This is a genomic window from Lactiplantibacillus dongliensis, assembly GCF_005405105.1.
Lineage (GTDB): Bacteria > Bacillota > Bacilli > Lactobacillales > Lactobacillaceae > Lactiplantibacillus > Lactiplantibacillus dongliensis.
In genome coordinates, this window is sequence record NZ_BJDK01000021.1 from 22,639 (window position 1) to 36,689 (window position 14,051).

Genomic DNA, 14,051 nt, shown 5'->3' on the forward strand with positions numbered 1-14,051 from the left:
CCGGGCTTTATCTAAGTCGGAAAATCACCGACCAAGATAAACGACACCACTGAGCCAATGCTGGCCCGCCCGGCGTTAGGTAGTGGGTATTGAAGAATTAATGATTGATTATTTTTAGTCCAGTCATTTGGCCGAGAGATTGGTTCCAAAAATGCTCAGCTAGCTCGTTGCCCTATGATGTTCCAACATTTTAGGAACCAACCGGCAGGCGGCAATTTAACGAATGCCAAGCGTATTATCGCATTTTCTCCAACCCAAAAGCGCGCGACTCACAACAAGCTGTGAGTCGCGCGCTTACTCGTTAGATTAACCTGAACGAGGTGGGTGTGGTAACGCATCACACCGAAAACATTTATAGGGGTTGGCTAACAATGTTTACAAACATAGTGTACCAATCGATTACATAGTTCTGATAAAGGTTGTGTATGGAATGTGTAAAGATTTAGGCTTGACTTAATGCAAGTTTGGCTAGTAACAGCCCACCGACGACGCCTGAGTTGTCACCGAGACCGGCTGGGACAATGTAATCGTCCAAAGCTGGCACGTCTTCATAATGGTTCAAGTAGGCGTCAAACTTTTCACGAATGATTGGGAAAAGTTGGGTTTGCTTCATGACGCCACCGTTTAGAATAATCTTGTCGGGAGCAAAGGAGACGGTTAAGTTTACACAGGCTTGGGCAATATAATCGGCCACAATGGTCCAGACAGGATCATCCGCGGCGACTTCTTTACCGGCTTTACCGGTCCGCTTGCCGACTGCCGGGCCAGCTGCCATGCCTTCAAGACAAATATCATGATACGGGCAGTTGTTTTTAAAGTCATCACCCGGTAAGCGATTCAAGCGCATATGACCTAGTTCAGTGTGCGTGCGGCCGTTAAAAATCTGGTTGTTGCTAATGACACCAGCGCCAACCCCCGTTCCAATCGTCACGTAAATGCTATTCGGAACGTCTTTAGCAATCCCTAGCTCGGCTTCACCATACGCGGCTTCGTTAACGTCGGTCGTCCAATAAAGCGGCACATCAACGTGTTGTTTTAAGTGACCGAGAAAGTCGAAGTCACCCCAGCCGGGTTTAGGTGTCGTGGTAATGTAGCCATATTTAGGATCAGTTGGGTTCACGCCAATGGGACCGAATGAGCCAATCCCAATCGCCTCGACTGGATGTGCTTTAAAATACGCATCAACGGCGGCCATCGTTTCATCAGGAGTCGTCGTGGAGATCGAAACTCGATCCAAAACGTCCCCAGTTTCAGTGCCAATCGCGCAGACAAATTTAGTCCCGCCGGCTTCAATTGCGCCTAATGTCATAATTAATTCCTCCAAAATTTCAGTTATCAATAAATGTATATACTTTTGATTATTAGTATACACTTTTTATGGCGATTTGTGAACGGTTACATTTAAATGTTGATTTAGTTATTGAGAAGCAATATCCATTACCAATCAAAATGATGGCTGGGCTGACAGTTGCCTAAAATGCTATATAAAAAAATCAGACTAGGGCGATTGACCCTAGTCTGATTTTGCTATTCAGTAATATCTTTTTCAATAATGATACGGCCATTGTGCGGTTCATCTAACAACGCGTGGCCTTGGATAAAGCCCGCTAAAGTGAATGGCAGGTGGTAGCCGATATTGGTCTGTAGCTGGTCGGTACTTAGTAACTTAAATAACATTTGTAAGGCGGCCTGATCTGAAATCGCATTAGTTGGATGAATCGAATGAAACTCAATCGACTTACTGGTCGCAGGCAGGCGTTTCGCCACCGACACAATGGTGGCATCAAAGCGGGCCATTGCCAGATCAGTTTTACCGTCGGCGCCATTTAAGGACACATTGATAATCACATCGCCACGGTCAGCGAGCACGTGGGCTGGATCATGATGGTCGTAAGCCACGAACTGAGCCACACCCAAGTTTTTAACGGTTTCGGCATGGCGCTGACTAGCAATAGCAATGACTTTTGCCCCTAAACGTTGTGCCAACTGGACTGCCAATGAACCAACGCCACCCGCGGCGCCTTTAACGATAACGGTTTGCCCGGGATGGATATCCGCAAAGTAACGCACCGCCTTGTAGGCCGTAATTCCCGGTGTAATCAGGCTAACCGCTTGAGCCGGACTGAGATTATCAGGTACAGTGACGACGGTGTCAGCGTCTAAGCAGACTTGCTCAGCGTAAGTGTGGTCAGTATGTGCGGCCACGATGGTACCGAGTGGCAAATCTGTGACGGCGGCGCCAACTTTGATAACTCGACCAACAACATCATGGCCGGGAATCAGTGGTAACGGTGTGGTTGGCGTGGCCCCCAAACGTTCAATCCGATCAGCGTCATTTAAATTAACGGCGAGTGTTTCAATCACCGCTTCATTCGGTGCAGGTTCTAAGGCCGGTTGCCGAATTGTTTCAAAAACGGCCGGTCCCCCAAATTTTCGATAACCATATGCAAGCATCATTTAATCCCCCTCCTTGTGGCGAAAAATCCTTTAGCCCAATTGTAGCGGGCACGAGGGCGAAACCACAAGTCAGAACCATTACATTCGAGACTTTGTTTAGTTAGTGATTAAACTGTGGCCTTAGCTTGACGCTTGAGCCCCCAACCAGTGACCCCGCTAATAATGGAGAAGATTGGTGAAAGTAGACTGAAGAAGCAAAATGGTAAGTAGGCTAAGGTTGAGACGCCCAACGTGTTAGCGGCAAAGGCTCCGGCTACCCCCCACGGAACGAGGTAGTTAATGACGGTCCCGCCATCTTCCAGCACGCGACTCAACGCTAAGTTCGCTAAGCCTTGGTCATTAAAGGTTTTTTTGAAGGCTTTCCCTGGTAAAATGACGGATAAGTATTGTTCCCCAACGAATATATTAACGCCAATCCCAGCTAAGATAGCAGCGGTAACGGTCGAACCACTGTTGTTTAAGCGCTTAGCTAACGGCACCATAGCGGTTTGAATCAAGTTAAACTGCATTAGAAGGCCACCTAACGACAACGTCAATAAGATTAGAGAGACGGTCCCCATCATAGCGCTAATCCCACCACGCGAGAGTAATTGGTCAACGCCGACGTTCCCAGTTTTAGCGACGAAGCCTGTTTCAACCATCGTGGCAATTTTACTGATGGCGATATGCGGTTGTTCAATAAAAATCATCACAATTGCTAAGGTGATATTCATTAATAATGTGGCAATCGCGGGAATCTTTCGTAAAGCACAGACTAGCATTAAGATTAACGGTAACGCCGCCCACCAGCTGATGGTAAAATGCTGATTTAATACGGCTAACGTGGTGTTGATTTTACCGAGATGGGTCTCAGTCGCCGCACCCATCCCGAGAATCGTGTAGCCAATTAGAGACACAATAAACGCGGGAATTGTCGACCACATCAAGTTCCGAATATGGCTGAATAAATCACTTTCAGCTATCGCGGCGGCTAAGTTAGTGGAGTCCGAGAGCGGTGAGGTCTTATCACCGAAGATAGCTCCAGAAATAATGGCTCCGGCGATCAAGGCCGGGTTAATGCCCATGGTTGTGCCAATCCCGAAAAGGGCGATCCCAATCGTCGAAATAATCGTAAAAGCACTCCCAATTGAGGTTCCGATAATGGCACAGACGAGAAAGACTGAGGGCACAAACCATTGAGCCGAGATTAGGTGAAAGCCGAATACCATCATTGAGGGGATAATTCCGGCCGCAATCCAGACACTGATTAAGGCCCCAATCAGTAAGAAGATAAAGATGGGAATAATCCCAGTCTTAATCCCTTCAATGATGCCGCCATGAATATCATCCCAAGCAGCACCCCGAATCCGTGCCCATAGGATGACTAGCGCGATTACTAGAATCACTGGTGTTTGTGGTGAAAGGCCAAACTTAATGACCCCTAATCCCATAATGGCTAACATGATTAATAAAATAATTAAGGCTTCCGGTAAGCTCACTGGCCGCCATGATCGTTGTTTTTGCATTGTAGATTCCTCCAAAGTTTATGATTGTATTGTATTAAGTTGTCCGTCTCCGTTAGTCTGCAGACCGAACCTGCTGGTCACTGCGACTATGATTGGTGGTCATATAGCAGATAGCGCCATTGGTTTTGATTGAATTTTGAGCAAATGAGCTTGTAGCGGCAATTTACAACAAAAAAATCGTCCCCGTTGTCGATAAAGACAACAGGGACGATTGATTGGACCGTGGTACCACCCAGCTTGAAAAATCCGAAGACTTTTCCACTCACTAGCAAGGTAACGGGTCTAGTTATTAACCGCCGGACGTATCCGGACGTGATCCCCCGTATTTCAAAGCAAATAGCCTGATCGGTTCGCAGCAACCACCGACTTCCTGACGCTCAGCTATTGTTTTACTTGGGAGGGGACGTAGCGTTCATTAATTAAGTTGTTGTGATGATAGCATGTTGTACGGGCTACCGTCAAGCGTCTTTGGTCGTTGGCTCGGCCGGTTCAGGGTCTGGGGCAGGGTGTAACACTTGTTGCATCAGGTCTTCGACTAGTTCTGGTCGGTCATTCAAATATTTAATGGCATTAATGCGGCCTTGGCCAATATGTTCATCATGGTATGAGTACCAAGCGCCCGATTTTTGGACAATATCTGCCTTGGTCGCTTGATCTAAGATATCCGCCGTTCTGGAAATGCCATAGCCATAATCCATTTGGACTTCGGCGACTTTAAATGGTGGGAAAACCTTATTCTTAGTCACTTTTAAACGGACGGTATTCCCGACAACTTGGACTTCACCGTCCACTTTATCTTTGATTTGGCCGGTTCGCCGAATGTCGAGCCGGATTGAAGCATAAAACTTCAACGCCCGGCCGCCAGGGGTTACTTCGGGACTCCCAAACATCACACCGACCTTTTCACGGAGTTGGTTGATGAAAATAACGACGGTTTGCGTCGAATGGACAGCACTGGAAATCTTTCGTAACGCTTGAGACATCAAGCGGGCTTGAATCCCCACGTGAGCGTCCCCAATCTCACCATCAATTTCGGCTTTCGGTACTAAAGCGGCGACCGAGTCAATGACAACTAGTGCAATGGCACCGGATTCGATTAGGGTATTGGCGATTTCCAAGCCTTCTTCACCGGTATTCGGTTGTGACAAAAGGAGGTCGTCCAGATCGACACCCAGATTCTTCATATAGGCCGGATCTAAGGCATTTTCGGCATCGATATAGGCCACTTTGCCGCCTGCTTTTTGGACAGCTGCGGCTGCTTGTAGGGCTACGGTCGTTTTACCAGAACTTTCGGGACCGTACATTTCGATAATACGACCGCGTGGTAAGCCACCACCGGTAATCTGATCCAGTGAAAGGATTCCAGTACTGAGCCGTTCGACGTTAGCTAGGCGATTGTCACCCATCTTCATCACGGCACCGTCACCGAATTCTTTTTTGATCTTACCCAAAGCCTTATCTAAAGCCGTCTTACGGGCGGATGTTTCTGTTTGATCAATCGCACTGGGAGTCGCGGTTGCTAGTGATTTCTTACCCATGGTCAAATCCTCCTTTTAACTCGTTTGTTAATGTTTTAAGTATACCATTAAATCCAAACATATGTTCTATTTGGGCTTAACTATTTTAAATAGCGCTAAAATTTATGGCTGCTAGCGTTTGGTGTTAGTTGAAATTTCCGTCTGCCGGTTGGTTCCTAAAATACCGGAACGCCATGAGCCATTTTGAAGCCAGAGTCTTCAAAACTGACCTTGGCCTAAGTCCGAGCAGACCCACTCGCACTAAGGCCAACGATACGGCTGAACATGTTAGAAACCAACCTCTCGGCTAAGTTGGCTGACTAAAATGAGAAACCGTAAGTTATCAGATCTGATAACTTAACGACGGGCGGGCCAGAATTGGCTCAGTGGTGCCGTTTATCTTGGTCGATGATTTTCCGACTTAGATAAAGCCCGGCTTTTGAGACCGAACTGTGGCTCAAAAACGCGGCCACCACGTTCCAGCCGATTCTGAACCAACCAGAGTGACAATTTAAACCAACTAGCATTTAGTTACCGCTAACATGGCGGTAAGCACTACGAATGGGATGACCAACATGATAGAATGGCTTTGATGTAAGCGCAAACAAAAAGGGGCTGACTAAGATGGCAACAATGCAATGGTGGCAAAAAGCGGTCGTTTATCAAGTGTATCCACGATCGTTTCAGGATTCAAATGGTGATGGAATTGGTGATTTGCCGGGGATTACGAGTCGGTTAGACTATATCAAGCAGCTCGGTGCCGATGTCGTTTGGCTCAATCCTATTTATCAATCACCCGGTGTCGATAATGGTTATGATATCAGTGATTATGAGGCGATTAATCCTGAGTTTGGGACGATGGCTGATTTTGATCAGTTATTGGCACAACTGCATCAACGGGGCTTAAAGTTGATGATGGATATTGTGGTTAATCACACGTCGAATCGGCATCACTGGTTTATTGAAAGTGCTAAGAGCCGGGATAATCCTTATGCTGACTACTATATCTGGCGTGACCCCGTCGATGGTCATGCTCCGACCAATTGGGGCTCGTTCTTCAGTGGTTCTACTTGGACGTATGTACCAGCGCGGCAGCAATATTACTTGCACTCCTTTGCCGTTGAACAACCAGATTTGAACTGGGAGAACCCTAAGTTGCGGCAAGCGGTCTACGACATGATGAACTTTTGGGTCAAAAAAGGCGTTGACGGATTTCGGTTAGATGTCATTAATCTAATCTCGAAACCGACTGACTTTGTCGATGGTCAACCAAATTCTGGCGAACCGTATGCAGATATCGGCCCGATTATCGCTAATGGGCACCGGTTAAGTGCCTTCTTACAAGAAATGCATACCCAAGTCTTAGCTGGCGCGGATTTGATTACGGTCGGTGAAACGCCGAATGCGACAATCAAAGATGCGCAACAATCAGCCGGATTGACGACCAACGAATTAAATATGGTTTTTGAATTTGAACATATGAATCTGGATGGCAATTCGAACCCGGCTTTAGGCAAGTGGAACGATCAACCGGTTAATTTGGTTGATTTGAAGCAGAGTTTAAGCAAGTGGCAAACGGGGCTGCACGGTAAAGCTTGGAATAGTTTGTATTGGAATAATCATGACCAACCGCGGATTGTTTCCCGGTTTGGCAATGATGATCCAAAATATCGGGTCATCTCGGCTGAGATGTTAGCCACGATGTTGCATGGCCTACAAGGCACTCCATACATTTATGAAGGTGAAGAAATCGGGATGACGAATGCGCACTTTACGGAATTGAGTGATTATAAAGATCTGGAAAGCTTAAATGCGTATCACCATTTAGTTGATGAAGAACACCGGCTCAGCAGTACACAGATGTTGGCCGACCTTGCGCATATGTCACGCGATAACGCCCGGACACCGATGCAATGGGATAATAGCTTAAATGCCGGTTTTTCAACGGGGACGCCATGGTTACAAGTTAATCCGAATTATCCGCAATTGAATGTCCAGCAAACCTTAGCTGAGTCCAACTCAATCTTCACTTATTATCAACAGTTGATTCAGTTACGGCACACGAATGCTATTTTGACGACAGGCGATTATCAACTATTGGACGCTGATGATGGGGCTGTGTATGCCTATTTGCGGACAGCCGGTACTCAGCAGTTACTTGTGATTTGTAACTTTACGGCGCATGATCAAGTGCGCGAGTACGACCAGTTGCCTAGTGATGTGCAACGATTGATTGGTAATTATATCGACGATCAAGGCGCGACATTGCGGCCGTATGAAGCGAAGATTTATCAGTTTTAAAGTAGACTTATTCAATAGAAATACACTTGGCGCTAGTTACAATGGCCGCCTGCCGGTTGGTTCCTAAAACGTTGGCACGCCATGGGTCATTTTGAAGCCAAAAAAACGGTCTTCAAAACTGACCTTGGCCTAAGTCTGAGAAAAGACACTCGCACTAAGGCCAACCAGAGTGGCAACTTAATCTAACTAGCATCAAGCGTGATCAGTGATTAACTTCTAAGACAAAAAGGCATCTTGAGAAAATTTCTCAAGATGCCTTTTTAGCAACGCTAATACCTGAATTCCAGTCTCATACTATTTTGATTAATCGACTGGACACGGACTTATTTAGCAGCATGTTTTTGTAGATAATCAATTTTTAACTCGTAATCATTCACCAATGCTTTAATATTCTGTTGGCCTTTCCAGCCCGAATAGCCAAACATTAACATGCCTAATGCCCCAATGACAAGTAGGGTAATACCAAAGATCGTTAGCCCCAAGCTTTTGGCATGGAAAAAGTAAGTGAGGACGATGCCAATACCGCCAGTAATGGTCCAAAGTTGAAACCAATACCCAAGATTTCTGAGCATGTGTTTCTGGTAAGCAACTTCTTGTTCATAACCGGTTCTCATTTCTTTAAGTGTCATTTTACTGCATCTCCTCCAGCTTGTCGTCAACTTGAAATTTAGTATGAAAGACCAGGATTGAAGAATCCTAATAAGACCCCGATGAGTGAGATAACCACTAGAATTAACATGGTCCAAATAGCAGATACATGCTTCTTAGTCATTAACCACCAGCAGAAGAATGTTACCGCAACGGTTAAGATACCAGGGTAGATACTGTCTAATTTATCTTGAAGATTTAAGAAGACTTTGCCGTTTGAACCGTATAGTTTAAGTGATGTTGTAACGTTGACCCATGAAGCCAAGACCCCACCAACGACCATACTACCGACAATCCCAATCGCGTGGCGAATGGCGGCACCTTGCTTCCCAACTAGGAAGCTGACCGCTTGATCACCGAATTTGTAACCACGGAAATAAAGGAAACGTTGGCCAAAGTAAGCAATTAAGACCCAAGCGACAATGTAGAAGATTGCCCCAACTGGTGAACCGCCGGAAGACATCCCTAGGGAAATCCCTAAGAGAATTGGAATCAAGGTCCCATCAATCAATGAATCACCGATCCCGGCAATAGGACCCATTAAACCGGCCCGCATATCATTGATCGTTTCGCCGTCAATATCCTGACCATTTGCGCGAGCTTGTTCCATACTAGCGGTAATCCCAACAATCACTGTCCCAAGCATTGGGTTAGTGTTGAAGAAGGCGGTATAGGCTTGAATCGCTTTAACTTGGTCATCATGCTTAGGATATAACTTTTTAAGGATTGGTAACATGGAAGCCATGTAGCCAAAAGTTTGCATATGTTCTTGAGAGAAGCAGGTCAATGCACCCCAGAACCAACGATGAAATGATTTGGTAAGGGTCTTTTTATCAAGCTGATTCGAATTACTAGTGTTTTGCATCATCAAATATCCTCCTCATCATCGTTATTGGCGGGACCTTCAGCAACTGGGCCTTTGCCAGAACCATTACCAGCATCTCTAGCCATTTCAACTTCATAGAAGATAACGGCGAACAATAAGGAAATAACGGTAACGGAAACTAAGTTCAGATGTAATGAAGCTGCTAAGGTAAAGCCGACTAGGAATGGCACGAAATCAATTGGATGGCCGATAATTTGACGAAGTAAAATTGCAATCCCAACACATGGCAACATGCCACCAACTGTAAATAAAGTCTTCATTGCGATACCATCCATTGGTAACGCATTGCGTAAAGCTGTAACCGCGGTTGCACCGTAGTAAGTTAAAAACATGGTCGGTAAGAATGAGAATAAGGCATGTGAAATCCAAGGCCAGCCAAAGTTAACAGCAGTTAACTTATTTAACTTACCTTTATGAACATCTTTCCAACCGAATGATTGCCAAACCAAGTTCATGGTTGCAACGGCGTAATAGAGCACCGTTCCAACAGTCCCGACTAAAGTCCCGACTGACTTAGCCAAATCAGCAGCACTACCACCTAATGGATTTAAGCCTTGAGCGGAGATAGCGACCATGGCCAAAGGAATCCCAATATAAGAAATAGCCCGAACATCAGCTGAAACCGTCCCACCTGGCGTTACTAAAGCGATATAAACTAATTGCATCGCAACCCCACAAGCAATCCCTAATGGCATATTGCCAAGGACGATCCCACAAACAAGTCCACCAACTAATGGACGACCAATCGTATAATTACCAACTGCTTGACCGGCCATACATGAGTTGGAACATAAACAAGCGAATATTCCTAAAATAGCTGCTTGAAACCAACTAATTGTCATTTTAATACCCCTTCTTTGAAAGCTTAGCTGTTAATAACCAAATTTTGACTTGAACTTGTCCCAGCTACCGATGTGTTGATCTGGTAACAAAGCAAATTCAACTTTGTAACCGGCTTTTTCGATGGCTTCAAAGGCATCACCTTCAGCTTGGGTAAAGGATTGGTTGTCACCAAGTTTGATTGCATTTTCGCGATCATTCCCAGGGCCAACGATGATTGTCTTGATAGTGCCAGGTTTGAAGCCCATATCAACTAAAATTTGTTTCATGTCTTGCGGATTCTTGGTAATCACGAAGTACTTGGTTGCTGAATTTAAGACTTTGTCTTTTACTTGTTCAAAGTGAGCTAAGGTCCAAACAAAGGTCTTCTTATCAGATGCGGCTTTGTAAGCCTCTGATAAGATCGGGTTATTAGCGGCTTTATCATTAATGGCAATAATGCCATCGCAAGGATATTCTTTACCCCAACGTACCGTAATTAAACCGTGAATCATTCGATCGTCAATTCGTACAAAAGAAACTGCCATGATGTATCCTCCTAAATATCATCATCTGAAAAATCTAATGATGTGTTTGTATTAAATACCTTGATTGCACTAGTTGCTTCAGCGAAAATCTTTTCTTTTAAGGCCGCGTTATCTAAAGTATCTTTAGACATTGTGGCGGTGATGGCCATTGGAAAGTTCATGCCACCGATGATTAGGCTGTCTTGTAACTTACCGTGATTATTTAAAACGTTGCAGACTGTGGTGAGCGGGCTACCACCAATAACATCAGCCAAAACGATGAACTGAGCGTCAGCGGGAAGCTCTGCTAAAGTGGCTTCAAACTGTTTACCTAATGTTGAAGCGGCTTCGTCAGGCTTCAGCCCGACTGCAATCACCGAGTTAATCGGATCTCCCCCGGCAAACATACTTAAGGTTTGTTTTAGCCCACTTGAAAAATCACCGTGGCTAACGAGTAACAAATATTTCATTTAATTTCTTCCTAATCTGTAGTGTCGTTAAACGAGCTTGCAGAAAACGGTAATTGTCAACCACGGTGACGTGGTGTCACGATGATTGTTACCGTCAAGGAAGCACCTCCTTTCAATTTGAAATGTGTAGGTCGCTGGCCATACTCATCTGGACTTAAATAAAGTTAACGCTTACAATGACTATGTTAATCACATGCAAGTCAAATGTCACCTGTATGTTGTGCTTAATTATCAAAAATAGTGCTTAAGGAGGAACCGTATTGGATGCAATCGATAAGCTTTATACGACAATTTCGCAGCAATTTCCCAATGAACGGATTACAACTAAACAAGCCGCAACGGCGGTCGGACTAACTCGTGGCGTCACCAGTAGTTATTTATCACAACTGCATAAACGTGGAAAATTAATCAAAACTGGAACGCGGCCAGTTTATTGGCAGGTTAGACGTGCGCACTCAGCTTTTGATGGGTTAATCGGTTATCGGGGCAGTTTAAGCACTGATATTCAGCATGCCCTCGAAGCCATTGTTTATCCGGTCAACGGCTTACCCATTTTTATGACTGGGATTGCTGGTAGCGGTAAGTTAGCGTTAGCCCGGGCAATTTATCGCGAAGCGGTGCGTCGGCAGATTTTGCCGGTGACGGCCATTTTTAAGATCGTTGATTGTGCGAGCTACAAAGGCCAACCCGAAGCATTTAGACAGGCTTTGAACACGACTATTCAGGAGTTTACAGCGGAAAAGACTGGTTATCTGTATATTGAAAACCTGCAAGCGTTGAATTCGTCAGCCCAGCATTACTTGTTCAATGATGCTAATCAACAAGAGGCAACTGGTATTCGGTATATTTTTTCAGCAACTCACGCGGATTCGAAGGCTAATGGTTTATCTTTTAAGGCAGCAGCTGTTCAAATTAACTTAAAACCGTTAAATGACCGTCCATTTGATGAACGGATTACCTTTGTTGCGATGTTTTTACAGCAACAGGCGGACCAAATTGGTCGAAAAATCATGATTACGCCTGATAAGTTGATTGAATTGGCGGCCTCGGAACATACGACTAACATTCGGGAACTCAACAATCGGATTCAACTACTTTGTGCGGCGACGTATGCTCAGACGCCAGATGCTGAGCAATTAAGCATTGCCGGCGCTACTGCCGATGCAATTTGTATTACCCCTAATCAGTCTATGTTAACGGATCGGATTCGGTCACTGATTATTAGTGTGTTGCAATTGGGACCCACGGCGGAACTGTTATTTAAGTCATTATCAGAGTCGTTAGTTAATGGAGAGACCTTGACTGAGCAGAACTTTGCCGTATTGAAAGTCCTCAATCAGATTGATACGACAGCCAGTGAGACCTTACTTGTAGCCTTTGCGAAGCGGCTTCAAACGGCCACTCGCACGACAATTACCCACCGATACGGTATTGGGTTTCCGCCGGATGCCGTATTTTGGCATAATGTAGCCTTAGCCTTTATATTTGCAAGCCTATGCAATGATAATCTACCAACTAATCAGGTGCTGACCAAGGTAGAGATTGAACTCAAGGATCGTTACCCTAGAAGTTACTATTTGTTTAACCAGTTTTTAAAGCAATTAGGGCCACAGTACACTCAGAGCAATTATTATTGTTTGCCGTTCTTTATCCTGATGGTGCAATGTACGGGTAAAGTCGAATCGGTTCACTATAATGCGATTCTGTTGGCACATGGTGAAAAGACGGCCTCAAGTATTCAGCAGGTTGTCAACACATTATGTGGCAATTACTTTTTTGAAGCGTTTGATATGCCAATTGATGTCTCATTGGAAAAAATCAATGAGTACGTGCGCAGTTATTTAGTCGATCAGGCCCCAGCGACGAAGGGGAATATTGTGTTATTTGATATGGGCTCACTACGCGAGATGTTTAGTGAGATTAAGAAAATATCGAATCAAGAACTTTTGGTTGTGAATAATGTGACAACGGCGATGGCTTTGGATATTGGCTTGCGGGTGCAACGTAACGAGACGTTCCAATCAATTGCGGAGGCCAGCAAAAAGTATAGTTCAACGACCGATGCGCAATATTACGAAGGCTTGTCGAATCGGAAGAATATTATTGTTTCGTGTATGTCTGGTGTGGGGCTATCAGAGGAACTTAAGAAATTGATCGAATCTACGTTGTCACCATCACTGGAAGTCATTGCGGTGGACTATAAGAAATTGCATGACTTACTCAAAAATCACGATCGGCAGTTTTTTGCTAATACGCAATTAATCTTGACCACCACCGATGTCAGTGGCGATTACGATTTAAATATTATGAATATCTATAATATTTTTGACAAGGCGGCTTCGCTGAAATTACAGTCAGTGTTACGTTATGCTGGTGAAAATCAAGAATCTAGTGATTTGTTGATTGAACGCCTCCTTCGTTTCTTATCGATTGAAGGTATTCGTGGGCGGCTACAAATCTTGAATCCTGATATTGTGATTCAGGATAGTCAGGACATAGTGGCGCATTATGAGGATTTCTATAACGTGAAGTTCAGTCCACGCCTCAAACTTAATCTCTATATGCACTTGTCATTAATGATTGAGCGGATGATCATGGACACTAAGGGCTCTGAGAATGTTATTAAACAGGCAACCCTAACGACTAAAGAGCAAGAATTCTTCTCACTTTCAAGTGGTATTTTTCAACCAATCGAACAAAAATTTAATATTCGTATTCAAGATTATGAGATTGAACTTTTGTATCAGCTGTTGAAAGATTTTATCTTTATCGCAAATTGATGAAGCATGCTAGTCACGCTTGAGGATAGTTAAAGTTGCCACTTCTCGGCTAAGTGACTGGACTGAAAATAATCAATTTTTACCTTTTTAAGCCCCGTTATCTAACGTCGGGCGGACTAGAATTGGCTCAGTGGTGTCGTT

General features: G+C 44.7%; 11 protein-coding genes. 2 read left to right on the plus strand and 9 right to left on the minus strand.

Going from position 1 to position 14,051, the window contains the following annotated elements; all coding sequences use genetic code 11:
* Positions 1–442: 442 nt before the first annotated feature.
* From FFM80_RS09065 to recA, 4 genes are all read right to left on the minus strand, one after another.
* On the minus strand, positions 443–1,309 hold the full coding sequence (locus FFM80_RS09065) for a fructokinase (RefSeq protein ID WP_137640494.1): 867 nt from the start codon (positions 1,307–1,309) through the stop codon (positions 443–445).
* A 218-nt stretch (positions 1,310–1,527) separates the two neighbouring features.
* A complete protein-coding gene (locus FFM80_RS09070; RefSeq protein WP_137640515.1) occupies positions 1,528–2,454 on the minus strand; it encodes an NADP-dependent oxidoreductase in 927 nt (308 codons plus the stop codon).
* Positions 2,455–2,564: 110 nt separating this feature from the next.
* Positions 2,565–3,962 (minus strand): Na+/H+ antiporter NhaC, encoded by a 1,398-nt coding sequence (gene nhaC / locus FFM80_RS09075; protein WP_137640495.1) that lies wholly within the window; start codon positions 3,960–3,962, stop codon positions 2,565–2,567.
* Positions 3,963–4,420: 458 nt separating this feature from the next.
* On the minus strand, positions 4,421–5,500 hold the full coding sequence (gene recA, locus FFM80_RS09080; RefSeq protein ID WP_137640496.1) for a recombinase RecA: 1,080 nt from the start codon (positions 5,498–5,500) through the stop codon (positions 4,421–4,423).
* Positions 5,501–6,103: 603 nt separating this feature from the next.
* On the opposite strand from recA, the gene FFM80_RS09085 reads away from it, so the two are divergent.
* Complete coding sequence (locus FFM80_RS09085) at positions 6,104–7,780, plus strand: glycoside hydrolase family 13 protein (RefSeq protein ID WP_137640497.1); 1,677 nt, start codon at positions 6,104–6,106, stop codon at positions 7,778–7,780.
* A 323-nt stretch (positions 7,781–8,103) separates the two neighbouring features.
* Here FFM80_RS09085 and FFM80_RS09090 read toward each other — a convergent pair whose 3' ends face one another.
* The 5 genes from FFM80_RS09090 to FFM80_RS09110 are packed head-to-tail and all read right to left on the minus strand — an operon-like array spanning position 8,104 to position 11,130.
* Positions 8,104–8,409: a DUF202 domain-containing protein gene (locus FFM80_RS09090; protein ID WP_137640498.1), complete on the minus strand. Its 306-nt coding sequence runs from the start codon at positions 8,407–8,409 to the stop codon at positions 8,104–8,106.
* A gap of 38 nt (positions 8,410–8,447) precedes the next feature.
* Positions 8,448–9,293, minus strand: coding sequence for a PTS system mannose/fructose/sorbose family transporter subunit IID (locus FFM80_RS09095; protein ID WP_137640516.1), 846 nt, complete (start codon positions 9,291–9,293; stop codon positions 8,448–8,450).
* Positions 9,294–9,295: 2 nt separating this feature from the next.
* Positions 9,296–10,156: a PTS mannose/fructose/sorbose/N-acetylgalactosamine transporter subunit IIC gene (locus FFM80_RS09100; RefSeq protein ID WP_137640499.1), complete on the minus strand. Its 861-nt coding sequence runs from the start codon at positions 10,154–10,156 to the stop codon at positions 9,296–9,298.
* A 30-nt stretch (positions 10,157–10,186) separates the two neighbouring features.
* Positions 10,187–10,681 carry a PTS sugar transporter subunit IIB gene (locus tag FFM80_RS09105; protein WP_137640500.1) on the minus strand — a complete coding sequence of 165 codons (495 nt, stop codon included), beginning with the start codon at positions 10,679–10,681 and terminating at the stop codon, positions 10,187–10,189.
* Positions 10,682–10,692: 11 nt separating this feature from the next.
* The gene (locus FFM80_RS09110) at positions 10,693–11,130 is read right to left on the minus strand and encodes a PTS sugar transporter subunit IIA (protein WP_137640501.1); all 438 of its coding nucleotides are present in this window, start codon (positions 11,128–11,130) and stop codon (positions 10,693–10,695) included.
* Positions 11,131–11,390: 260 nt separating this feature from the next.
* Between FFM80_RS09110 and FFM80_RS09115 the strand changes: the two genes are divergently transcribed.
* Complete coding sequence (locus FFM80_RS09115; RefSeq protein ID WP_137640502.1) at positions 11,391–13,910, plus strand: PRD domain-containing protein; 2,520 nt, start codon at positions 11,391–11,393, stop codon at positions 13,908–13,910.
* Positions 13,911–14,051: the final 141 nt, after the last annotated feature.

Excerpts from the sequence above, each read along its gene's own strand:
- FFM80_RS09105 (WP_137640500.1), bottom strand. The coding sequence starts at position 10,681 with ATGGCAGTTTCTTTTGTACGAATTGACGATCGAATGATTCACGGTTTA.
- FFM80_RS09095 (WP_137640516.1), bottom strand. The coding sequence starts at position 9,293 with ATGCAAAACACTAGTAATTCGAATCAGCTTGATAAAAAGACCCTTACC.
- FFM80_RS09065 (WP_137640494.1), bottom strand. The coding sequence starts at position 1,309 with ATGACATTAGGCGCAATTGAAGCCGGCGGGACTAAATTTGTCTGCGCG.
- FFM80_RS09110 (WP_137640501.1), bottom strand. The coding sequence starts at position 11,130 with ATGAAATATTTGTTACTCGTTAGCCACGGTGATTTTTCAAGTGGGCTA.
- recA (WP_137640496.1), bottom strand. The coding sequence starts at position 5,500 with ATGGGTAAGAAATCACTAGCAACCGCGACTCCCAGTGCGATTGATCAA.
- FFM80_RS09085 (WP_137640497.1), top strand. The coding sequence starts at position 6,104 with ATGGCAACAATGCAATGGTGGCAAAAAGCGGTCGTTTATCAAGTGTAT.
- nhaC (WP_137640495.1), bottom strand. The coding sequence starts at position 3,962 with ATGCAAAAACAACGATCATGGCGGCCAGTGAGCTTACCGGAAGCCTTA.
- FFM80_RS09070 (WP_137640515.1), bottom strand. The coding sequence starts at position 2,454 with ATGCTTGCATATGGTTATCGAAAATTTGGGGGACCGGCCGTTTTTGAA.
- FFM80_RS09090 (WP_137640498.1), bottom strand. The coding sequence starts at position 8,409 with ATGACACTTAAAGAAATGAGAACCGGTTATGAACAAGAAGTTGCTTAC.
- FFM80_RS09100 (WP_137640499.1), bottom strand. The coding sequence starts at position 10,156 with ATGACAATTAGTTGGTTTCAAGCAGCTATTTTAGGAATATTCGCTTGT.